General features: G+C 64.8%; 22 protein-coding genes. 7 read left to right on the forward strand and 15 right to left on the reverse strand.

The window, feature by feature from the left end; translation table 11 throughout:
* Positions 1 to 20: 20 nt before the first annotated feature.
* The 6 genes from AC07WT_RS09425 to mltG form a co-directional block, all read right to left on the reverse strand.
* The gene (locus tag AC07WT_RS09425; RefSeq protein WP_494946863.1) at positions 21 to 761 is read right to left on the reverse strand and encodes an ankyrin repeat domain-containing protein; all 741 of its coding nucleotides are present in this window, start codon (positions 759 to 761) and stop codon (positions 21 to 23) included.
* 52 nt (positions 762 to 813) lie between these two features.
* Positions 814 to 1,605 (reverse strand): TatD family hydrolase, encoded by a 792-nt coding sequence (locus tag AC07WT_RS09430; RefSeq protein ID WP_494946864.1) that lies wholly within the window; start codon positions 1,603 to 1,605, stop codon positions 814 to 816.
* Between the two features lie 33 nt (positions 1,606 to 1,638).
* The gene (locus tag AC07WT_RS09435) at positions 1,639 to 2,154 is read right to left on the reverse strand and encodes a GNAT family N-acetyltransferase (RefSeq protein ID WP_494946865.1); all 516 of its coding nucleotides are present in this window, start codon (positions 2,152 to 2,154) and stop codon (positions 1,639 to 1,641) included.
* Positions 2,155 to 2,241: 87 nt separating this feature from the next.
* Entirely contained in the window at positions 2,242 to 3,276 is a 1,035-nt protein-coding gene (locus AC07WT_RS09440; protein ID WP_494946866.1) for a DNA polymerase III subunit delta', read from the reverse strand.
* A 94-nt stretch (positions 3,277 to 3,370) separates the two neighbouring features.
* Positions 3,371 to 3,991: a dTMP kinase gene (gene tmk / locus AC07WT_RS09445; protein ID WP_494946867.1), complete on the reverse strand. Its 621-nt coding sequence runs from the start codon at positions 3,989 to 3,991 to the stop codon at positions 3,371 to 3,373.
* The gene (gene mltG, locus AC07WT_RS09450; protein WP_494948415.1) at positions 3,991 to 5,001 is read right to left on the reverse strand and encodes an endolytic transglycosylase MltG; all 1,011 of its coding nucleotides are present in this window, start codon (positions 4,999 to 5,001) and stop codon (positions 3,991 to 3,993) included. Before mltG ends, tmk begins: the two co-directional genes overlap by 1 nt.
* A gap of 78 nt (positions 5,002 to 5,079) precedes the next feature.
* Here mltG and ygfZ point away from each other — a divergent pair, with 78 nt between their 5' ends.
* Both ygfZ and AC07WT_RS09460 read left to right on the forward strand, forming a co-directional pair.
* Positions 5,080 to 6,162, forward strand: coding sequence for a CAF17-like 4Fe-4S cluster assembly/insertion protein YgfZ (ygfZ, locus tag AC07WT_RS09455; RefSeq protein ID WP_494946868.1), 1,083 nt, complete (start codon positions 5,080 to 5,082; stop codon positions 6,160 to 6,162).
* A gap of 92 nt (positions 6,163 to 6,254) precedes the next feature.
* Entirely contained in the window at positions 6,255 to 7,097 is an 843-nt protein-coding gene (locus tag AC07WT_RS09460; RefSeq protein WP_494946869.1) for an NRDE family protein, read from the forward strand.
* A 13-nt stretch (positions 7,098 to 7,110) separates the two neighbouring features.
* Here AC07WT_RS09460 and AC07WT_RS09465 read toward each other — a convergent pair whose 3' ends face one another.
* The 6 genes from AC07WT_RS09465 to AC07WT_RS09490 form a co-directional block, all read right to left on the reverse strand.
* Positions 7,111 to 8,085 carry an alpha/beta hydrolase gene (locus AC07WT_RS09465; RefSeq protein WP_494946870.1) on the reverse strand — a complete coding sequence of 325 codons (975 nt, stop codon included), beginning with the start codon at positions 8,083 to 8,085 and terminating at the stop codon, positions 7,111 to 7,113.
* 66 nt (positions 8,086 to 8,151) lie between these two features.
* Positions 8,152 to 9,051 carry an SDR family oxidoreductase gene (locus AC07WT_RS09470; RefSeq protein WP_494946871.1) on the reverse strand — a complete coding sequence of 300 codons (900 nt, stop codon included), beginning with the start codon at positions 9,049 to 9,051 and terminating at the stop codon, positions 8,152 to 8,154.
* A 46-nt stretch (positions 9,052 to 9,097) separates the two neighbouring features.
* Complete coding sequence (locus AC07WT_RS09475; protein WP_492593673.1) at positions 9,098 to 10,096, reverse strand: NADP-dependent oxidoreductase; 999 nt, start codon at positions 10,094 to 10,096, stop codon at positions 9,098 to 9,100.
* 145 nt (positions 10,097 to 10,241) lie between these two features.
* On the reverse strand, positions 10,242 to 10,727 hold the full coding sequence (locus AC07WT_RS09480) for a PaaI family thioesterase (protein ID WP_492593674.1): 486 nt from the start codon (positions 10,725 to 10,727) through the stop codon (positions 10,242 to 10,244).
* A gap of 10 nt (positions 10,728 to 10,737) precedes the next feature.
* A complete protein-coding gene (locus AC07WT_RS09485; protein WP_492593675.1) occupies positions 10,738 to 11,040 on the reverse strand; it encodes a Dabb family protein in 303 nt (100 codons plus the stop codon).
* A gap of 192 nt (positions 11,041 to 11,232) precedes the next feature.
* Complete coding sequence (locus AC07WT_RS09490) at positions 11,233 to 12,861, reverse strand: aminotransferase-like domain-containing protein (protein ID WP_494946872.1); 1,629 nt, start codon at positions 12,859 to 12,861, stop codon at positions 11,233 to 11,235.
* 178 nt (positions 12,862 to 13,039) lie between these two features.
* Between AC07WT_RS09490 and AC07WT_RS09495 the strand changes: the two genes are divergently transcribed.
* Positions 13,040 to 13,411, forward strand: a complete 372-nt coding sequence (locus AC07WT_RS09495) for a hypothetical protein (protein ID WP_494946873.1) — start codon at positions 13,040 to 13,042, stop codon at positions 13,409 to 13,411.
* Positions 13,412 to 13,583: 172 nt separating this feature from the next.
* On the opposite strand, the gene AC07WT_RS09500 is transcribed toward AC07WT_RS09495, so the two are convergent.
* The 3 genes from AC07WT_RS09500 to AC07WT_RS09510 all read right to left on the reverse strand — a co-directional run bounded on the left by AC07WT_RS09500 (position 13,584) and on the right by AC07WT_RS09510 (position 18,985).
* Positions 13,584 to 14,762 carry an acetyl-CoA C-acyltransferase gene (locus AC07WT_RS09500; protein ID WP_494946874.1) on the reverse strand — a complete coding sequence of 393 codons (1,179 nt, stop codon included), beginning with the start codon at positions 14,760 to 14,762 and terminating at the stop codon, positions 13,584 to 13,586.
* Between the two features lie 319 nt (positions 14,763 to 15,081).
* Entirely contained in the window at positions 15,082 to 17,166 is a 2,085-nt protein-coding gene (locus tag AC07WT_RS09505) for a 3-hydroxyacyl-CoA dehydrogenase NAD-binding domain-containing protein (RefSeq protein WP_494946875.1), read from the reverse strand.
* A gap of 136 nt (positions 17,167 to 17,302) precedes the next feature.
* Positions 17,303 to 18,985, reverse strand: coding sequence for a 3-(methylthio)propionyl-CoA ligase (locus tag AC07WT_RS09510; RefSeq protein WP_494946876.1), 1,683 nt, complete (start codon positions 18,983 to 18,985; stop codon positions 17,303 to 17,305).
* Between the two features lie 187 nt (positions 18,986 to 19,172).
* Between AC07WT_RS09510 and AC07WT_RS09515 the strand changes: the two genes are divergently transcribed.
* The 4 genes from AC07WT_RS09515 (at position 19,173) to AC07WT_RS09530 (ending at position 22,337) form a co-directional block, all read left to right on the forward strand.
* Positions 19,173 to 20,744 carry a protein adenylyltransferase SelO gene (locus tag AC07WT_RS09515; RefSeq protein WP_494946877.1) on the forward strand — a complete coding sequence of 524 codons (1,572 nt, stop codon included), beginning with the start codon at positions 19,173 to 19,175 and terminating at the stop codon, positions 20,742 to 20,744.
* Between the two features lie 52 nt (positions 20,745 to 20,796).
* Entirely contained in the window at positions 20,797 to 21,219 is a 423-nt protein-coding gene (gene msrB / locus AC07WT_RS09520; protein WP_494946878.1) for a peptide-methionine (R)-S-oxide reductase MsrB, read from the forward strand.
* A gap of 271 nt (positions 21,220 to 21,490) precedes the next feature.
* Positions 21,491 to 22,021 carry a septation protein A gene (locus AC07WT_RS09525; protein ID WP_494946879.1) on the forward strand — a complete coding sequence of 177 codons (531 nt, stop codon included), beginning with the start codon at positions 21,491 to 21,493 and terminating at the stop codon, positions 22,019 to 22,021.
* Position 22,022: 1 nt separating this feature from the next.
* Complete coding sequence (locus AC07WT_RS09530) at positions 22,023 to 22,337, forward strand: BolA family protein (protein ID WP_492593683.1); 315 nt, start codon at positions 22,023 to 22,025, stop codon at positions 22,335 to 22,337.
* Positions 22,338 to 22,344: the final 7 nt, after the last annotated feature.

Below are 22,344 nucleotides of genomic sequence, written 5' to 3' on the forward strand. Positions count from 1 at the left end.
TCGGAGACGCCCCGCGCGTTTTATTTCTGTTGCATTTGCTGCAAACGCGCGGTCAGCCCCTCGACCACGTCCGGTTCCTTATAGGTCTTCGCGAAATCGAGCGCGGTCAGGCCAATCTGGTTCTTCACCGTGAGGTCCGCGCCGTTGTCGAGCAGCAGCTTGACGGTCGACACGTGACCGCCGCGCGCGGCCATCATCAGCGGCGTGGTGCCGTTGGGCGAACCGGCGTCGATATAGGCCGAATGGTCGAGCAGCAGCTTGACGATGTCGTCGTGGCCGTTCGCCGCCGCGTAGTGCAGCGGCGCCCAGCCCTTCTTGCTGACTTCGGCGTCCTTCGCGATCAGCAGCTTGACGAAGTCGATGTCGCCATTCAACGCCGCCATCATCATCGCGTTTTCGCCGGCCTTGTCCTGGATCTCGATGTCGGTCTTCGGATTGGCGATCAGCGCGGCGCCCACCTTGTCGGACTTCTCGCGCGCGGCCAGCACCAGCAACGGAATGCCCTGGTTGTCGACGCTGTTCGGGTCCATGCCCTTGGCGAGCAGCTTGTTGACGCCGTCGACGTCGTCGAACTTGACCGACTTGATCAGCGAGTCGATCGGCGCGGCCTCAGCCGGCGTCGCAATCATCGAACTCAGCGCGGCGCAAGCCAGCGTGGCGGCGTACGCAAAACGGGACAGGCTGCGGCGCGCCGAGCCGAAAGCATTCGGCGCGGCTGAAGTCTGTTCAAACGCTGCGATCGAAGTCGAATTTTTTCTCATATTTTGCTTTAGGAAATTTCCCTATCCTCTTGATATATTTAATCTTTGTCGATCACACGCCAGCCGGCGCGGGGATCTTGAAAAGCCGAAAGAAGTTTTGCGTGGTCGCAGCGGCCAGCGCCGTATCCGGCATCTCGCGTTGTTGCGCGATAAACCGTCCGACATAGCTGACGTACGCAGGTTCATTAGGCTTGCCGCGATACGGCACCGGCGCGAGGTACGGCGAGTCGGTTTCGATCAGCAGCCGGTCGAGCGGCACACGGCGCGCGACATCCTGCACGTCGGTCGCGCTCTTGAACGTGACGATGCCCGACAGCGATATGTAAAAATTCTGCGCCAGAGCTTGCTTGGCGACTGCCCACGGCTCGGTGAAGCAATGCATCACGCCGCCGGGCTCGCTCGCGCGCTCCTCGGCCATGATGCGCAGCGTGTCTTCCGACGACGAACGCGTGTGAATGATCAGCGGCTTTTGCGTGGCGTGCGCCGCGCGGATATGAGTGCGAAAGCGCTCGCGCTGCCATTCCATGTCGGCGATCGTGCGGCCTTCCAGGCGGTAGTAGTCGAGCCCCGTCTCGCCGATCGCGACCACTTTCGGATGTTCGGCCAGTTCGATCAGCTCGGCGACGCTCGGCTCGCGCATATCCTCGTGATCCGGATGCACGCCGACCGACGCATAAACGTTCTCATACTGACTGGCGATCTCCAGCACGGACGGCAGCGTCTCGAGATCGACCGACACGCACAGCGCGTGCGTGACCGAATGGCTGCGCATGTTCTCCAGCACCTGCGGCAGGCGGTCGGCGAGTCCTTCGAAGTTGATATGGCAGTGCGAGTCGACAAACATGGTGTGTCCTGCTGATAAATAGCTTGAGGTGGATCAGGCGGCGGCCGTGCCGAGCCGCTTGCCGAGAATCACCAGATCGCGCTCCACGCCGTCCAGCACCGCGACGCGCGGCAGCGAACCCCACGTGTCGAAGCCGAAGCCGCGGAACAGGCGCAGGCTCGCTTCATTGTGGCCAAAGATAAATCCGAGCACCGTGTCGATGCCGAGCGCCGGCGCCGCCGCGAGCGAGGCGGCCAGCAACTGCTTGCCGAGGCCCTTGCCGCGTGCGCTTTCGTCCAGATAGATGCTGACTTCGGCGCTACGCTGATAGGCTGGGCGGCCGTAGAAATCCGAAAAGCTCAGCCATGCGATGACGCTGCCGGTTTGCGGATCTTCCACCACCCACAGCGGACGCTTTTGCGGACCGTGCGCGTGAAACCAGGCCACCCGGCTTTCGACGCTGACCGGCTCCAGATCGGCGGTCACTTGCCGCGACGGCACAGTCGAGTTGTAGATGGCAACGATCGCCGGCAAGTCGTCGAGGGTGGCGTCGCGGTAGGAAAGGGTCATGGTGTATTGAACCTGGGGTGAAAGGCGGGACAGCGGACGGGCCCGGGAGCGAGGCGCCGACAAGGCCCGCGCACGAAAGCAGCAGGCTTACGCGAACAGCTCGCGGTAGCCGATAAACAGTTCCTCGAACACCAGCCGCGCGTTCAGCGGATGGTTCTCCACAGCGCGTTGGCGCGTCACGGTCCGCATGAAACGCGCAAACGCGCTGGCGTCGGCCTGCGACGCACAGCGTGTCAACGCCGCCGACGCCTGCGGAAAATAGCGCGGCGCGCCGGCCGTGCGCTGCGCCAGCAAGTCGTACGTCCAGCGTTGCAGCCAGCCGAGCACCAGCGGCACCGGCAGTTTCTGCAGCGCTTCGCCGCAAGCGAAGGCGTCGCAATCCGGACCGGCCGCCAGTTGCTTCAGCGTCCAGTCGCGCAGTGCGCGGTTTTCGTCGCCGGCGAGCGCGAGTGCCGTGAGCGGCGCGCCGCCGGCTTCGGCTAGCAACGCCGGGGCGTCGGCCACGCCTTGCGCGGCCAGCCACTGCGTCGCGACATCCGGGGCGGGCGTGGTCATCGGCCATTGCCGGCAACGGCTGATGATGGTCGGCAGCAAGCGATCGATGCGCGCCGACACCATCAGGAACACCACGCCAGCCGGCGGTTCTTCGAGCGTTTTCAGGAGCGCATTGGCCGCCGCGAGGTTCAGCCCTTCGGCCGGATACAGCACGACCACGCGCGCGCCGCCGCGATGCGAGCCGACGCCGACGAAATCGAGCAAGCCGCGGACCTGCTCGATCTTGATTTCCTTGCTGGGCGTGCGGGTTTTCTTGCCTTCGTCGGCGTCTGCCTTGTCGGCTTTTTCGTCGGCATTGCTGGCGAGGCCTGCTTCGGCAGCCAGCGCTTCGGGCACGACGATCCGGTAGTCCGGATGATTGCCCTGCGAGAACCAGTTGCACGCCACACAGGCGCCGCACGGCTCGCCATTGGCCTGCTGCGCCTCGCACAGCAGGCCCTGCGCCAGATGCTGGGCAAAGCGCAGCTTGCCGATGCCAGCCTGCCCATGCAGCAACAAGGCGTGCGGCCAGTGACCGCGCAACTGTTGCAGGCGATTCCAGTCATCGGCTTGCCACGGATAAATCATCGTTTCTCTTTTAATTCAATCGGTTGACGGCGCTTGATGAGACATCGCACGAATCATCAGCGCCGCTATAACGCAGGATTATATTATTTTAAAATCAAATATTTGTGATCAACTCTTCAAGTTGCTTCTGAATACGGGCGACGCTCTGCGAAGAGTCAATGATAGCGAACCGGTACGGCGCCTCTTCCGCGCGGCGCAGATACTCCGCGCGCGCGCGGTTGAAAAACGCCTCCGATTCGCTCTCGAAACGATCCGGGTCGCGCGCCGCGCTGCGCCGTTCGTTGGCGATCTCGGGCGCGAGGTCGAACAACACCGTCAGATCCGGCTGAAAGCCGCCCTGCACCCAGCGCTCCAGCGTTTCGAGCTTGTCGCGCGGCAGGCCGCGGCCGCCGCCCTGATAGGCGAAGGTGGCGTCGGTGAACCGATCCGACAGCACCCAGTCGCCGCGCGCCAGTGCCGGTTCGATCACATCCGCCAGATGCTGGCGGCGCAGCGCGAACATCAGCAGCGCCTCGGTTTCGAGGTCCATCTTCTGATGCAGCACGATCTCGCGGATCTGCTCGCCGAGCGGCGTGCCGCCCGGTTCGCGCGTCATGACGACCGAGCGGCCGCTTGCCGCGACTTTCTGTTCGAGGCGCTCACGAAACCAGGCAAGATGGGTAGTCTTGCCGGCGCCGTCGATACCCTCAAACGTGATGAATTTGCCCCGCGCCATTATTGCCCTCGAATGTATTTGTCCACGGCCTTGTTGTGATCGCCGAGGGTGTCAGAAAAGATACTGCTGCCGTCGCCGCGCGATACGAAGTACAGCGCGGTGGTTTGCGCCGGGTTCAGAGCTGCCTGCAGCGACGCGACACCGGGCAGCGAGATGGGCGTCGGCGGCAGGCCCGTCCGGGTGTAGGTATTGTAGGGAGTGTCGGTCTGCAGGTCTTTCTTCCTGATGCGGCCGGTGTAGCTCTCGCCCATTCCGTAGATCACGGTCGGGTCGGTTTGCAAGGGCATGCCCACCCGCAGACGGTTCGCGAACACCGCCGCGACCATCGGCCGGTCCAACTTCTTGCCGGTTTCCTTTTCGATGATCGACGCCATCGTCAACGCGTCGTACGGCGTCTTGTACGGCAGATTGGCCGCGCGCGCGGTCCACGCTTCGTCCAGACGCACGCGCATCAGCCGGTACGCGCGGCGGTACACGTCGAGATCGCTGGTGTCCTTGTCGAACAGATACGTGTCGGGGAAAAACAGCCCCTCGCCGTTGCCGATCGCCGCTTCCGGCGCGCCGATCGCGTTCATCAGATCGGTGTCGCTCATGCCGGCGGTGTCGTGCTTGAGCGCCGGATTGGCGTCCAGCTCGGCGCGCATGCGCTTGAAAGTCCAGCCTTCGATAATCGTCGCCACATATTCGTTGACGTCGCCACGGGCGACTTTTTGCAGCACTTCATAGGGCGTCACGCCCGTCTTGAACTCGTAGTTGCCCGACTTCAGCTCGCTTTGCAGCCCGAGCAGCCGCGTCATGATGACGAACAGTTCCGGCTCGACCGGCACGCCGCCGCGGTTGAGTTGCAGCGTGACGCTGCGCAGGCTGCTATGCGGTTTGACGGTGACGTCGAGTTGGGCAGGAGTCAAATCGAGCGGGCTATTGGCCCAGTGATATCCGCCGGCAATGGCGGCTGCGGCCAGCACAACGACGATTGAGCCGGCGACGAGACATTTCTTCAGGAGGGACATGCGAAACGTGGCTGGGGTGAAGCTCATATAATACTTGTTTGCCTTAGCTAAAGTCAGAATTGACTGTTCTCCGAATCCATGAACACACCGCTCGCTACTGCTTCAGGCACCCTCGCAGGCACCTCATCAGGCACCGCTGCTACGGCATCTTCTTCACCTGCCGGGCTCCCCACGCTGCCGCGCCCGGCTCCCGATGAATTCGACGCCGTGGTCCAGCAAGGCGCCTATATGCCGCTCACGCAGTTCGGCGTGATCGACGCGACCGGCGACGACGCGGCCAGCTTCCTGCACGGCCAGCTGACCAACGACACCCAGCATCTCGACGCCGCCAATGCGCGGCTCGCCGGTTACTGCTCGGCGAAGGGCCGTTTGCTGGCGTCGTTTCTGACGTGGCGCAGCGGCGAGACGATCCGCCTGCTGGTGTCGAAAGACGTGCAGGCCGCGGTGCAGAAGCGGCTCTCGATGTTCGTGCTGCGCGCCAAGGCCAGACTCGTGGATGCGAGCGGCGAGCTGGCGGTGGTCGGCCTCGCGGGCGACGTGCGCCGCGCGCTCTCCAGCGTGTTCGACGCGCTGCCGGACGGCGTGCACGTGAAGGTGGACGGCGCGGCGGGTTCGCTGATCCGCGTGCCCGATGCGCTCGGCCGGCTGCGTTACCTGTGGATCGGACCGAAAGCCGGGATCGAGGCCCGCCTGCCTTTGCTCGATGACAAGCTCAAGCGCGTCTCGCCGGCGGTGTGGGATTGGCTCGACATTCGCGCGGGCGAGCCGCGCATCACGCAGCCGGTGGTCGAGCAGTTCGTGCCGCAAATGGTCAATTTCGACGTGCTCGGCGCGGTGAACTTCCGCAAAGGCTGCTATCCGGGTCAGGAAGTCGTGGCGCGCAGCCAGTATCGCGGCACCATCAAGCGGCGCACATCGCTCGCGAATGTGGCGGGCGAACCGGACACGGTCAAGGCCGGCGCGGAACTGTTCCACTCGGACGACCCGGGCCAGCCATGCGGGATGGTGGTGAACGCGGCGTCCGCACCGGACGGCGGCGTCGATCTGCTGGCGGAGATCAAGCTCGCGGCGCTGGAAAATGGCTCGGTGCATCTGGGCGTGGCGGATGGCCCGGCGTTGCGGTTCCTGCAACTGCCGTACGGGTTGCCGACCGAGGCTTGATCTGCTGGGCTGAAGCGACGCAACTTCGCGTCGTTTTCCCCGGCGTTTGTGTCGTTTGTACTTCACCCATCCCCACCGGGAGACTCCGCCCGATGTGCCTGATCGTCTTCGATTGGCGGCCCGACGCGGCCAACGGCCCGCTCTTCACGCTCGCCGCGAACCGCGACGAATTCTTTCGCCGCACCGCCGAACCGATCAACTGGTGGCATGACGCGCCCACCGTGCTCGCCGGCCGCGATCTGGTGGGCGGCGGCACGTGGCTGGGAATGTCGCGCGACGGCCGCTTCGCCGCGCTGACCAACTATCGCGCGCCGCATGAAATGCGCGCCGATGCACCGACCCGCGGCACGCTCGTCAGCGACTGGCTCATCGGCTCCACCAACGGGAACAACGGAACCCACGCCACGCCGCTCGACTACCTGCAGCATGTCGCGCAAACCGGCGACATCTACAACGGCTTCAACCTGCTGATCGGCGACTGGACGCGACGCGAACTCGGCTGGTATTGCAATCGCGCGGACACCGCGCCGACGCTGCTTGCACCCGGCACGCACGGCATCTCGAACGCGGTGCTCGACACCGCGTGGCCGAAGCTGGTCAACAAGCGCGCGGAATTGGGCGCCCTGCTCGCACGCGATCCGGCGCCGCCGCTCGAACGCCTGATCGATCTGCTGCGCGATCCGCGCCTCGCCCGCGACGACGAATTGCCGGCCACCGGCATTCCGCTCGAACGCGAACGGGCGCTGTCGGCGGCGTTTATCGAAACGCCGGAATACGGCACGCGCGGCACCACCGCGCTGCGGGTGCTCGTACACGGCGACGTGATCGGCGTGGCAGTCGCCGAGCGCAGCGACGACAACGGCTCGCACCGGATCGTCCGGCCCGGCGGCTTCGAGCGCAGCTTCGCGTTCAACGTCGAACGCGCGATCGCCTGAAACGTCGCGGCCATTACCCGATATCGAACTCCACGACGCCGAACGCCGCGCGCAAGGCCGCCGCGGCATCCGCATGAGCCCGCGCGACCTCGGGTACAAAGCCGCCCATCTTGAAGAACTCGTGGATCATGCCCGGATAGCGTTTTAGCGTGAGCTCGTTGCCCGCCGCACGCAGCTTTTCCGCGTAGGCATCGCCTTCGTCGCTTAAGGGATCGTATTCGGCGGTCGCGATCCAGGCCGGCGCGAGGCCGCTGAAATCGGGCGCACCGCGCTTGCCGTCGAGCGGCGCGAAACGCCAGTCGTCGCGATCGCCGGCATCCCGGACGTATTGCTCGAAGAACCACTGGATCGTATCGCCCGACAGCAGAAAGCCGTCGGCCAGACGCGAGTGGGAATCGGTCTGCTGATAACCGGTCGTGCCTGGATAGATCAGCAATTGCAGCGCGAGCTCGATGCCGGCGTCGCGCGCCAGCACCGCGCAGACCGTTGCCAGCGTGCCGCCCGCGCTGTCGCCGCCAACCGCGAGCCGTCCGGCATCCACGCCGTATTGCGCGGCGTGCGCGTGCAGCCAGGTCAGTGCGTCGAATGCATCGTCAACGGCAGTGGGGAATTTGTACTCGGGTGCGAGCCGGTAATCGACCGACAGCACCGTGCAGCGGCCATCGCGCGCGAACATCCGGCACAGCGCATCGTGCGTATCGACGCTGCCGACCGTGAAGCCGCCGCCGTGAAAATAGACCAGCGCGGGCGCAGGCTCGGCCCAGCTCGCCTCGACAGGTTGATAAAGGCGCGCGCGAATTGCCGCGCCGTCGCGCGTGGGTACTTGCAGATCCTCGAGCGCGAACATCGGCGCGCTCGCGATCTCCAGAATCGGCGCGCTTTTCTCGTAGGACGCGCGCGCCTGTTGCGCGGTCAGTTCGTGATACGGCGGGCGCCTGGCGCGCGCGATCATGTCGAGCACCTGCTCGAGTTTCGGATTCAGCGGCATTGTGCGTCAAGTGGCGCGGGTGCGCCGAGGGTGAGCGGAACGAGCGCCGTATGATGCCATGAGCGCCTAGCTTTCGCTCTTTACCTCAGGCTTCAGCGACAGCGGATCGGTGGGATTGCGCTGCTGTTCGATGTCGTCGTGGCGCAGCTTCACCGTCTCCATGATGCCCGGATGCGTGACGACGTAGAAACGCCGCGTCTTGATCGCCTCGAACGTGAGCGCGGCGACGTCGGCCGCCGTCAGCTTGCCGGACTGCACCGCGCGTTGCAGCTGCTTGCCGGCGGCGATTTGCGAGCGCGTCGGCCCGGTGTCGTTGCGCAGCGCCTCGGGCCGCGCGCGTTCCGCGTTGGCAATGCCGGTCGGCACGAAGGCCGGACACAGCAGCGAACAGCCGACCTCGCCGCCTGGCGCCGCTTGTGCCGCTTGCGCCGCTTGTGCCAATTGCAGGTCGTGATAGAGGGTCTCGGTGAGCGACACGACCGCGTGCTTCGACGCGTTGTAAATGCCCATCGCGGGCGGCGACAGCAAGCCCGCCACCGACGCCGTATTGACGATATGCGCCGGCTCGTTCTGCCGCAGCATGATCGGCGTGAAGACGCGCACGCCGTGCGCGACGCCCATCACGTTGACGCCGAACACCCACGCCCAGTCGTTCGCCGAGCTTTCCCACAGGAAGCCGCCCGAACCCACGCCCGCGTTGTTGAACAGCAGATGAACCTTGCCGAAGGCGCCGAGCGCCGCTTGTGCGAGCGCTTCGACCTGGGCGGCGCTGGCGACGTCGGTGGGCACGCCGAGCACTTCGGCGCCGCCGGCGCGCAATGCGTCGACGGTTTGCGCGAGCGCGGCGGGATCGACATCGGCCAGCACGAGCTTCATGCCGAGCGACGCGCCCTTCTCCGCGAACGCACGGCCGAAGCCGCTCGCCGCACCGGTGATCACCGCCACCTTGCCTTCGAATTCGAACATCGTGTGCCTCCTGGGTTGAGCTGTTCTTCAGCCGGGCTCAAATGAATCAGATCAGCTTGACGAGCTGCTTGCCGAAGTTCTTGCCCTTCAGCAGACCGATGAACGCCTCCGGCGCCTGGTCGAGCCCTTGCGCGATGGTCTCGCGATACTGCAGCTTCTTCTGCGCGACCAGCGTGCCGAGCTGCTTGAGCGCTTCCGGCCACACGTCCATGTGCTCGCTGACGATGAAACCTTGCACCAGCAGACGCTGTGTGAGCATCAGCGACGGATGCTTGAGCGGCATCGGCTGGCCGTCGTAACCGGCGATAAACCCGCACAGCGCGATGCGGCCGAACGCGTTCATGCGCGCGAGGGTCACGTCGAGTACTTCGCCGCCGACGTTCTCGAAGTAGCCGTCGACGCCGTCCGGCGTCACCGCCTTCAGATCCTGATACAGATTGCCGGCCTTGTAATCGACGCAGGCATCGAAGCCGAGCGTCTCGACCACGTAGCGGCACTTGTCCGCGCCGCCCGCAATGCCGACCGCGCGCGCGCCGGCCAGCCTGGCCAGTTGCCCGACCACGCTGCCCACGGCGCCGCTCGCCGCGCTGACCACCACCGTCTCGCCCGCCTTCGGCGCGATGATTCTGTTCAGCCCGTACCAGGCGGTGACGCCCGGCATGCCGACCGGACCGAGATACGCCGACAGCGGCACGTGCGTGTCGTCGACTTTCTGCACGCCCGCCCCGTTCGAGGTGCCGTACTCCTGCCAGCCGAACATCGCGACAACCTTGTCGCCGACCGCGAACTTCGGATTTTTCGACTCGACCACTTCGCCCGCCGTGCCGCCGATCATCACTTCGTTCAGGGGCTGCGGCGCCGCGTACGACTTGCTGTCGTTCATCCGGCCGCGCATGTACGGATCGAGTGACAGGAAATGATTGCGCACGCGGAATTCGCCATCGGCAAGCGGCGCGAGCGGCGTTTCGACGAGCTTGAAATTATCGGGCGTGACCGCGCCTTGCGGACGCGAAGCGAGCACGAGCTGACGGTTGATCTGGGGCATGACGATCGTCTCCATGGGTCGATGTTGTGCGATGTTGTGCGCTGTTGTGAACAGCGCGGATGATGCGAACGGCGAATGATGCGAACAACGTTTGCGAAGGCACCGACGGCGCGCGCGGTTCCCGATAAGCGCCGTCCACGGAGAATCAGCCGTCGCTTGGTCCGGGTTTGGCGGAAGGATCGCTGCGCAGACGCTGTTGCGTCACGTCGCGGCCCACGGCGAGGCGCCGCATGTATTTGAAGGTGCCGAGCGCTTTGGCGACGAAGTGACCTTCGCTGTCGCGGATCTCGCCTTCGCAATAGGCCATCGTCGTGGAGCGGTGCAGCACGCGGCCGGTGGCGCGCAACTCGCCGCGCCCCGGCTGCATGAAGTTGACCTTCATCTCGACGGTGACCACGCCGACGCCGTCGCCGGCCAGACTGCGCGCGGCCATCGCGAGCGCGACGTCGGCCAGCGTCATCGTGACGCCGCCGTGAGCGACGTCCCACGTGTTCATGTGATCCGGCTGCAACGGCAGCATGACCTCGCTGACGCCGTCGGCAGCCGAGACGAGCTGCGCGCCGAGCCGGTCGACGAACGGGCTCTCGGGCAGCGCCGCGCTGTTCGCTTTGGATGAGGACGAATCGGTCATTGCGCTGCTTTCAGATTTCGTAATCGACACACTGGCGCGCTTCACGCACGGCGCCGACGAAGCCCTTGAGCGCTTCGTGCTGCGGATGAACCTGGTACGCGTCGAGCGCGGCCTTGTCGGCGAAATCGGAGACCAGCACGACGTCGTAGGTCGACTCCAGCCCCGGCTGCGCGATGCCGACTTCGAGCTTCAGGATGCCCGGCACGATGTCGCGGCAGCCTTCGAGCTTTTCTTTCAGCTTCAGAACATTGTCCGCACGGGTTGCGCCCTCGGCGGTTTCTTTGAGCTTCCACATCACAATATGACGGATCACGGGGTTACCTTCTTCGATTCAATTCGTTGGGCTGGGGACTCTGCATCCGCGCTCGGCGCTGACGGGTCGCGCGAAAGTCCGCAGGCTTCAGGCTGCTCGAACGTGCGCTGCATGCCGCGCACGCGCAGCAGGAAATGATACCCGGTATGGCGTTCGCACATGCGCGGGCGCCGCGCCGGCTGGCCGATCGGATCAGGTTGCATGTGCTACCACTCGTGCCACCATCCGCGCCGCCAGACGCCCTAGCCTGCGCACCGCTTCGTCCGCGAGATCGAGATCCGTGCTCGGCGAACTCAAGCGAATGAAATGATCGAAGCGCCCCGCGTTCGAGAACACCGTCCCCGGCATTACGCGTATGCCTTCATCCAGAGCGGCATCGAAAAAACTCGCGGAAGATACATTGCGGGGCAACTCGATCCAGAAAAACATCCCGCCGCACGGCGGCGTAAAGCGCGTTCCTTCCGGAAACGATGCGGCGATAGCGGCTGCCATCCGTTCGCGCTGGATCCGCAGACGGTCGCGCAAGCGCCGCAGATGCCGCTCATACGCATTCGTTTCGAGAAACTCGGCGAGCACCACTTGCGACAACTGCTCGTTATGCCGCGACTGCGCGAACTTCAGCATGCCGATACGCGGATGCCAGCGTCCGCCGTTGATCCAGCCTACCCGCATGCCAGGCGCGAGCGTCTTGTTGAACGACGTGCAGTGGATCACCGTGCCGTCGGTGTCCCACGCCTTCAACGCTTTGGGCGGCTGCGCGGCGTCGGCGAGTTCGCGATAGGGGTCGTCTTCGATCAGCGGGATGCGGGCGCGCGCGCACAGTTCGACGAGCCGCGCCTTGTGCGCATCGGGCATCACGCTGCCGAGCGGGTTTTGCAGATTCGGTACGACCACCACGGCCTTGATGTCGGGATGCGTTTGCAGCGCGAACGCCAGGGCCTCGACCGCGAGGCCCGTCGACGGACTCGCCGGGATTTCCAGCGCGCGCAAACCGAGGCTTTCCAGCGCCTGCAACAAGCCGAAAAAGCATGGCGATTCGACCGCGACGGTGTCGCCGGGTTGGGTCACCGCGCGCAACGCCAGGTTCACGGCTTCGATGCCGCCGTGGGTCATGATCACGTCGTCGGCGCCGATCTGGATGCCGACGTCGAACGCCCGGCGCGCGATGATCGCGCGCAACGCCGGATCGCCCTGATCGTGGCCGACGGCGGTCAGCAAGGTCGGGCGGCGGCGTAATGCGCGCAATGCGGCTTTCTGCAACGCGTCGGTGGGATAGAGATCGGGGGAAGCGGTGGCGCCGCCCAGATTCAGCGCGTCGGGATAGCGCTGGAATTTCGACACGATCGCCGAAATGGCCGAATGGATGCCGACGAACTGCGCGCCGCCAGGCGCGACCGCGAGGTCGGGTTCGCTCGCCGCGGGCAAGGCCGCCGTCAGCCGGGCGCGCACGAAATAACCGGCGCGCGGACGGGCGTCGATCAACGCGGCGCGTTCCAGCGCGCGATAGCTCTCGGTCGCCGTCGACAGGCTCACGCCGTGGCGCTGCATGAACGCGCGCATCGACGGCATGCGGTCGCCGGGGCGCAGCACGCCGGTGTCGATCGCGCGACGGTATTGGTCGGCCAGTTGGACGTAGAGGGGCCGGCCATCAGGAGGCCGGGTTTCCGGGGGCCGGCCATCAGGAGGCCGGCTCTCCGGGGGCTGTCCCTCCGGGGACGGGCTCCTTTGGGGGCGGCTCTCCGGGGGCCGGCCATCAGGAGGCCGGCTGTCCATGGGCAAGCTGTCTTGTGGCGCTTCAGGCGCGAGGGTCGAATGGGTCATGAGCCGATGGTGCGGACTGTTCGCGCGCCGCAACAGATACACATCCCCGCGATTGCGACCGATACAGCATGCGAAAACCTTCGGCTGCACCGGTTCACATTGCAGATGGCTGCGGCTGTTTTCACTTCGACGGACTCCATAAGCTTGATGGCATGAAAACGGTTTAAAGGAATCGATCATGCCTGCCAGTCAATCCCGCGCCTCGTTGCCTCGCGAAGCCGCCAGCTCACACCTTCACGCCGGTCAGGCGACCCTGCTCGACCTGCGGGCGCGAACCTCGATCGTGGCCGTCGAAGGCAATCTGCAACTCGGCTTTCGCGACCATTCGCTGGCGTGGTTGGGCGACGCCGTCATGCCCACAAGGATCACCGTGCATGAAGGCGAGCAATACGTCACGCCACAGCGCGGCGTCGTGTCGATCAGCGCAGCACCCGCACGCGCGGCGGTGTTCCTTGTTCAACCGCAGCGGCCTGAAAACAACGGCTTCGTCCGTCGGACCGCGCGCAGCCTGTCCAACCTGGTCAGAATCCTTCTGCGCAGCCCGGCTTGACAAGCAGCCCGGCTTGACCCTGCTCTTCGGCCGCAAAACCGGCCGGTACAATGCATGTGCCGCTGACGGTGCCTGCCTCTCAGGTAAAAAACGGGTGGCGCGGATTCCACGCCTGAACGTCGACTCGCACCGAACCACACGACACCCGCTTTTCACCGCGTCACAAGCCGGATCAAACCACTTCGAACAGGCCCGCCGCGCCCTGCCCGCCGCCGATACACATCGTCACGACGACCCGCTTCGCGCCGCGCCGCTTGCCTTCGATCAGCGCATGGCCGGTCAAACGCGCGCCCGATACGCCATAAGGATGACCGACCGCAATCGCGCCGCCGTTCACGTTCAGACGGTCGTGCGGAATGCCGAGCTTGTCGGCGCAATACAGCACCTGCACCGCAAACGCTTCGTTCAGTTCCCACAGGTCGATGTCCTCGACCTTGAGACCCGCTTGCCTGAGCAGCTTCGGCACCGCGAACACCGGGCCGATACCCATCTCGTCCGGCTCGCAACCGGCCACCGCGAAGCCGCGGAAAATACCGAGCGGTTGCAAACCTTCGCGCTCCGCAACCTTCGCGTTCATCACGACGCAAGCTGACGCGCCGTCTGAGAACTGGCTCGCATTGCCCGCGGTAATCACGCCGCCCGGCAGCGCCGTGCGAATCGCCGACACGCCTTCGAGCGTCGTGTCGGCGCGAATGCCTTCGTCGGCGCTGACCGTGACCGCCTTCGTGTAGAGACGCCCGGTCGCTTTGTCGGCGACGCCGGCGAGCACCGTCAGCGGAACGATTTCGTCGTTGAACCTGCCGGCTTCGAGCGCAGCCGCGGCACGCTGCTGCGAGCGCACGCCATATTCGTCCTGACGCTCCTTCGAGATCGAATAGCGCTTCGCGACGTTCTCGGCCGTCTGCAACATCGACCAGTAGATTTCCGGCTTGTTCTGGCTGAGCCAGCCTTCAGTCAGCATGTGGCGGTTCATCTCGTTCTGCACGCACGAGATCGACTCCACGCCGCCCGCGACGAACACGTCGCCCTCACCGGCGATCACACGTTGCGCGGCGAGTGCGATGGTCTGCAAACCCGACGAGCAGAAACGGTTCACCGTCATGCCCGGCACGCTGACCGGCAAACCGGCGCGCAGCGCGATCTGGCGCGCGATGTTCATGCCCGTCGCGCCTTCCGGATTCGCACAGCCCATGATCACGTCTTCGACGCGCGCCGGGTCGAGCTTCGCGCGCTCGACGGCGGCCTGCGTCACGTGCCCGCCGAGCGTCGCGCCGTGCGTCATGTTGAATCCGCCGCGCCATGATTTGGCGAGACCCGTACGGGCAGTCGATACGATTACGGCGTCAGTCATGCAAGTCTCCTGTGTCGACCAGAGTTGGCGCTTTAGCGCTTACTCTGGTCCCATGCAAAGCTGTCGACCAGAGTTGGCGCTTTAGCGCTTACTCGGGTCCCATGCAAAGCTGTCGACCAGAGTTGGCGCTTTAGCGCTTACTCGGGTCCCATGCAAAGCTGTCGACCAGAGTTGGCGCTTTAGCGCTTACTCGGGTCCCATACAAGTTGGCTGGTACTTCCAGATGTCGATGGCGGCGCGCCGGCGTTTTCGCTCAGCCGCGCCGCCCACTCGTTTCACTCATTTTCAGCCGGGCGGCCGTTCAGCCGACTCAGCCCGGTCAGCCATTAAAGCCACGGCCCTTCGCCGCCAGCTCCGCAATGCTCGGCGCCAGCTGCCACGCATCGCCGTTCTGCTGCGACGCGTAGCGGCGAATCGCGCGCTCCACGTTGTAAAGGCCGACCGTGTCCGCGTACAGCATCGGACCGCCGCGATGGAGCGGGAAGCCGTAGCCGGTCAGATAGACCATGTCGATGTCCGACGCCTTCGACGCAATGCCTTCCTCGAGAATCTTCGCGCCTTCGTTCACGAGCGCGAACACGAGGCGTTCGACGATTTCCTCGTCGCTGATCTTGCGGCGCCCGGCGCTGGTTTCCTTCGAGTACGCGGTGATCATCTCGTCGACCACCTTCGACGGATACGCGGCGCGGTCGCCCGCCTTGTAGTCGTACCAGCCGCCGCCGGTCTTCTGCCCGAAACGCCCCGTCTCGCACAGACGGTCGGCGATCTTCGAATAGTGCATGTCAGGATGTTCCTGATAGCGGCGCTTGCGAATCGCCCAGCCGATGTCGTTACCGGCCAGGTCGCTCATGCGGAACGGCCCCATCGCGAAGCCGAACTTCTCGATGGCTTTGTCCACCTGCGCGGGCAGCGCGCCTTCTTCGAGCATGAAGAGCGCCTGGCGGATGTACTGCTCGATCATCCGGTTGCCGATGAAGCCGTCGCACACGCCCGAGACGACCGCGGTCTTCCTGATCTTCTTCGCCAGTTGCATGACGGTGGCGAGCACGTCTTTCGCCGTTTCCTTGCCGCGCACGACTTCGAGCAGCTTCATCACGTTGGCCGGGCTGAAGAAGTGCATGCCGACCACGTCCTGCGGACGCAACGTGTACGCGGCGATCTTGTCGACGTCCAGAGTCGAGGTATTCGACGCGAGGATCGCGCCGGGTTTGGCGATCTCATCGAGACGCCTGAACACCTGCTCCTTCACGCCGAGTTCTTCGAACACGGCTTCGACGATCAGGTCGGCGTTCCTCAGGTCGTCGTAGGAGAGCGTCGGCGTGATCAGCGCCATGCGCTGTTCGAGCGCCTCGGGCTTGAGCTTGCCCTTCCTGACCGTGGCTTCGTAGTTCTTGCGGATCGTAGCCAGCCCGCGCTCGAGCGCTTCCTGCTTCGTTTCCAGCAGCGTGACCGGAATACCCGCATTGATGAAGTTCATCGCGATGCCGCCGCCCATCGTGCCGGCGCCGATCACGGCGACCTGCCTGATGTCGCGCACCGGCGTATCCGACGGCACGTCGGGAATCTTGCTCGCCGCGCGTTCGCCGAAGAACGCATGACGCAGCGCGCGGCTCTCGGGCGTTTGCACGAGCGCGATGAAGCATTCGCGCTCGAACGCGAGACCCTTGTCGAAACCGTTCTGCACGCCCGCTTCCACTGCGTCGATACATTTCTGCGGCGCCGGGAAATGCTTCGCGACAGCGGCGACGCTGTTGCGGGCGAACTGGATGAAACCGGCCGCATTCGGATGTTCGATCTTGCGCTCGCGCACCGTGGGATGCGGGCCTTCCTTCGCGCCGACTTGACGGGCAAACGCGAGCGCCGCTTCGGCCAGATCGCCTTCGACGACTTCGTCGAACAGACCCGAGTCGGCCAGCTTCTCCGACATCACCGGCGCGCCGGAGACGATCATGTTGAGCGCCGCTTCGAGGCCGATCGCACGCGGCAGACGCTGCGTGCCGCCCGCGCCCGGCAGGATGCCGAGCTTCACTTCCGGCAGCGCGATCTGCGCGCCGGGTGCGGCGATGCGGTAATGCGCGCCGAGCGCCAGTTCGAGACCGCCGCCCATCGCGACGCTGTGAATCGCCGCGACCACCGGCTTCGCGCTGCTCTCGACGGTCCTGATGACTGTGGCGAGCGTCGGCTCCTGAGTGGCCTTGGGCGTATTGAATTCGGTGATGTCGGCGCCGCCTGAGAAGGCTTTGCCCGCACCCGTCAGCACGATCGCCTTGATGGCCGGATCGTTCTGCGCACGCTCGATCCCTTCGACGATACCCGCTCGCGTCGAGAGGCCGAGGCCGTTTACGGGGGGATTGTTCAGCGTGATGACGGCCACGCCGTCATGAGTCGTGTAGTCCACTGCCATCTGCCTGCCTCCATGCGATGAGGCGGCGCATGGCGCGCCGCCCGTCCGGTTCATCGAGTTGGCTCATTGTCCAACTTTGTGTCCGATTTTTCCGGGGTCAGCAGGCAGAATACACAAAAAAGCACGCTCGTTCAATTTATCGTTGGACAGGGTTTCCCCTGGCAAGCGGACAGTCCTTTTCGTCTGCGAGCGCGGACGGCAACACGTGGTCGCGGAAGAGGTCGCGCAGCTTGAGTTTCTGCAGCTTGCCGGTGGCCGTGTGCGGCAGTTCTTCGACGAATACGACGTCGTCGGGAATCCACCATTTGGCGACCTTGCCGTCATAGAACGCGAGCAGTTCTTCGCGCGTCACGTCGAAACCCGCGCGCTTGACCACCACCAGCAGCGGCCGCTCGGTCCACTTCGGATGCGCGCAGGCGATGCACGCCGCTTCCGCCACCGCCGGATGCGCGATCGCGACGTTCTCGATATCGATCGAGCTGATCCATTCGCCGCCCGACTTGATTACGTCCTTGGAGCGATCCGTGATGTTCAGGAAGCTGTCCTGGTCGATGGTGGCGACGTCGCCGGTGGGGAACCAGCCGTTCACCAGCGGCGAATCGTCCTTGCGGAAATACCGGTCGATCACCCACGGGCCGCGCACGTGCAGATCGCCGAAAGCGACGCCGTCCCACGGCAGATCGCGCCCATCGTCGCCGACGATTTTCATGTCGACGCCGTAGATCACGTGGCCTTGCTTTGCGCGCAGTTTGCGCTGCTCGTCCGGCGAGCGCTGGCTTTGTTCCCACGTCAGTTTCGACAAGGTGCCGAGCGGCGACATCTCGGTCATGCCCCATGCATGAATCACTTCGACGCCGTATTCGTCCTGGAACGCGCGCAACATCGCCGGCGGACACGCTGAACCGCCAATCACCGTGCGGTTCAGCGACGAAAAGCGCACGCCGGCCTCGCGCAGGTAGTTGAGCAAGCCGAGCCAGACGGTCGGCACACCGGCCGAATACGTGACACGCTCGTTTTCCATCAGTTCATACAGCGATTTGCCGTCGAGATCCTTGCCGGGAAACACCAGCTTCGCGCCGGTCAGCGGCGCGGCGTGCGGAATGCCCCATGCGTTCACATGGAACATCGGCACGACCGGCAACACGGAGTCGCGCGCGGACAGGCCCATCGCGTCGGGCAGCGAAGCGCCGAACGCATGCAGCACGGTCGAGCGATGCGCATACAGCGCGCCCTTGGGATTGCCGGTGGTGCCGGACGTATAGCAAAGGTACGACGCCTGGCGTTCGTCGAGCGGCGGCCATGCGTAGTTGCCGTCCTGCGCGGTGACGAGCGTCTCGTAGCTGAGCACGGGCGTTTGCATCTTCGGCAGATGCGCTTCGTCGGCCAGCGCGATCCAGCCGCGCACCTTCGGGCATTGCGGCGCCAGAGCATCGACAAGCGGCGCGAACGTGGTGTCGAACAGCACGTAGGCGTCGTCGGCGTGATTGACGATGTAGGCGATCTGATCGGGAAAGAGGCGCGGATTGATCGTGTGGCACACCGCGCCGAAGCCGGTGGTGCCGTAATACGCTTCGAGGTGCCGGTAACCGTTCCAGGCCAGCGTGGCGACCCGCTCGCCGGGTTCGACGCTCAGCGCGATCAGCGCCTGCGCCAGCTGCTTCGCGCGCTTTTCGCAGTCGCGATAGGTGTAGCGATGCACGTCGCCTTCGATACGCCGCGACACGATCTCGGTATCGCCGAAATGCCGCGCGGCATGCGCGAGCAACGAAGACACGGTGAGCGGCACGTCCATCATCTGGCCAAGCAGCGGCGTCGTCATAAAGAGAGGTCTCCTCGCCTTGTTTCCGTCAATCGGGGTTGCGATGGGCTTGCGGGGCTTGCGTTTTTCTACGTGTCGCGGAGGCTTTGACGAGGGCGCCCAGCACGCGGGAGGTGTCGGGCAAAAGGCCTGCCAGCAGCTCCGCGGGCGCGGACTTACAATATCGGTTAATCCAGAGGCGCTCAATATGTCGTTTTCCCCAAGCATTGCAGGGTTATCCGGGCCTTTGTCCGCTCTTTCCGACGCTCTTGCCACCTCGCCCGAAAGCGCGTTCGCGCGGCTCGGCAGCACGTTTCTGACGCGCCTGCCCGCGGCGCCGCTCAGTGCGCCGTACATGGTCGGTTTCTCGGCAGAAACCGCCGCGATGCTCGGTCTGGAACCCAGCCTCCAGAGCGATCCCGGCTTCGCCGAACTCTTCTCCGGCAACGCCACGCGCGAGTGGCCGGCCGAGGCGTTGCCGTACGCTTCGGTGTATTCGGGGCATCAGTTCGGCGTGTGGGCCGGCCAGCTCGGCGACGGCCGCGCGCTCGGTCTTGGCGAAATCGAACATGACGGCCAGCGCTTCGAGCTGCAACTCAAAGGCGCGGGGCGCACGCCCTATTCGCGCATGGGCGACGGCCGCGCGGTGCTGCGTTCGTCGATTCGCGAGTATCTGTGTTCCGAGGCGATGCACCACCTCGGCATTCCGACTACCCGCGCGCTGTGCGTGATCGGCTCCGACCAGCCGGTGCGGCGCGAGGAAATCGAAACCGCCGCGGTGGTCACGCGCGTGGCGCCGAGCTTCGTGCGCTTCGGGCACTTCGAACATTTCTATTCGAACGACCGCACCGACGCACTGCGTGCGCTCGCCGATCACGTAATCGAACGTTTCTATCCGCATTGCCGCGAAGCCGACGACCCGTATCTCGCGCTGCTGAACGAAGCGGTGATGTCGACCGCCGATCTGATGGTCGAATGGCAAGCGGTCGGCTTTTGCCACGGCGTGATGAACACCGACAACATGTCGATTCTGGGCCTCACGATCGACTACGGCCCGTTCGGCTTCATGGACGGCTTCGACGCCGGCTACATCTGCAATCACTCGGACTCGCAAGGCCGTTATGCGTACCGTATGCAGCCGCAGATCGCGTATTGGAACCTCTTCTGCCTCGCCCAAGGCCTGCTGCCGCTCATCGGCGCAAAGCACGAGGAAAGTGTGCGCGGCGACAAGGCGATCGAAGACGCGCAACGCGTGCTCGGCGGCTTCAAGGACCGTTTCGCGCCGACGCTGGAGCGGCGCATGCGCGCGAAGCTCGGCCTCGAAATCGAACGCGACGGCGACGATGCATCCGGCGACGCTTCGCTGATCAATCGCCTGTTCGAATTGATGCACGCCAACCGTGCGGACTTCACGCTGACGTTCCGCAATCTGTCGCGTCTCTCGAAGCACGATGCGAGCGGCGACGCGCCGGCGCGCGATCTGTTCCTCGACCGCGCCGCCTTCGATGCGTGGGCGAACGACTACCGCGCGCGGCTGTCCCAGGAAACACGCGACGACGCCGCGCGCGCCATTGCAATGAACCATGTGAACCCCAAATTCGTCCTTCGCAATCATCTGGCGGAAACAGCGATCCGCCGCGCCAAGGAGAAGGACTTCTCCGAAGTGGAACGTCTGGCGACGGTGCTGCGCCGTCCGTTCGACGAGCAGCCGGAATACGAAGCGTATGCGGGGTTGCCCCCGGATTGGGCGAGTTCGCTGGAAGTCAGTTGCTCTTCGTGAAGCGCCGCTGCAAGCACGCTCCAACAACAAACCCGAGACAGGAACCCCGACCATGAACAACCCCGACGACATCGAGACCGGCGCCCCGGCGGTGCAGAAAGACGACGCGGAATGGCGCAAGCAGTTGTCCGACATCGAATATCAGGTGACGCGCCACGCCGCCACCGAACGGCCGTTCACCGGCCGCTACCACGACCACTGGGAGCGCGGCATCTATGACTGCGTCTGCTGCGGCACGCCGCTGTTCGAATCGGACACCAAGTTCGACGCCGGTTGCGGCTGGCCGAGCTACTTCAAGCCGATCAACGGCGAAGTGATCGCCGAGAAAACCGACCGCTCGCACGGCATGCTGCGCATCGAAGTGCAGTGCAAGAATTGCGGCGCGCATCTGGGCCATGTGTTCGAAGACGGACCGGCGCCGACCGGCCTGCGCTACTGCATCAATTCGGCTGCGTTACAATTCGAGCCCAAGTAACGCAGCGCGGAGTCCGGCGCGTTGCCGGCCGGCGTGCACCACCTGCATCATTGATCGTCGGCCGGTCGCGACGCACTTCGTCCGGCTTGCGAACCGGCCGACCCGTTACCGGCAGTCAGGCAAAGCGCGGCCGCCAACACTGGCCGGCGCGGCTCGCCCGGCCGCCGCGACGGACTCTTCAGCACGCACACCACCGGGTGCGCGGCTAAAGCGCCCCTCCTTGTCCGACTCACTGACTCACTGACTCACTCTCCGAATTCCCGACCAGATAATGAAATTCCTGTTCGATCTGTTTCCGATCATCCTGTTCTTCGTCGCCTTCAAGGTATGGGGCATTTTCACGGCGACGGCAGTGGCGATCGTCGCCACGCTGGTGCAGATCGCGTGGGTGGCGTTCCGCCACCGCAAGGTCGATCCGATGCTGTGGGTGAGCCTCGGCGTCGTCACCGTGTTCGGCGGCGCGACGCTCGTGCTGCACAACGACACCTTCATCAAATGGAAGCCGACCGTGCTGTACTGGGCGTTTTCGGTCGCGCTGATCGTCTCGCAACTGGCCTTCAACAAGAACCTGATCGAAGCGATGATGGGCAAGCAGATCACGCTGCCGCACGCGATCTGGGGCAAGCTGAATATCGTCTGGGCGGTGTTTTTCGTGCTGCTCGGACTGGCCAACCTGTTCGTCGCGTACAACTACACGACCGACCAGTGGGTCAATTTCAAGCTGTTCGGCGCGACCGGGTGCCTGGTGGTGTTCATCGTCGGGCAGAGTTTGTGGCTGTCGAAGTATATGAAGGAAGAATGACATGACGAGCGATGTGTTCATGCACGCCACCACCGCCGAGCGCGCCGCGCTGATCGAAGCGCGCCTCACCGCGGCGCTCGCGCCCGTGACGTCGATCCAGATCACCGACGACAGCGCGCAGCACGCCGGCCACGCCGGCGCGTCCGCCGGCGGTCATTTCAGTGTCACGATCGTGAGCGCCGCATTCGCCGGCAAGGCCCGCGTGGCGCGGCATCGCATGGTGTATGATGCGCTGGCCGATGCCATGCAGCGCGGCATTCACGCCCTTGCAATCACGGCGTATACGCCCGAAGAATTCGCTTTGTTGCCCCGCTAGGAAAATT

The organism is Paraburkholderia sp. GW821-FHT02A12, from assembly GCF_059422005.1.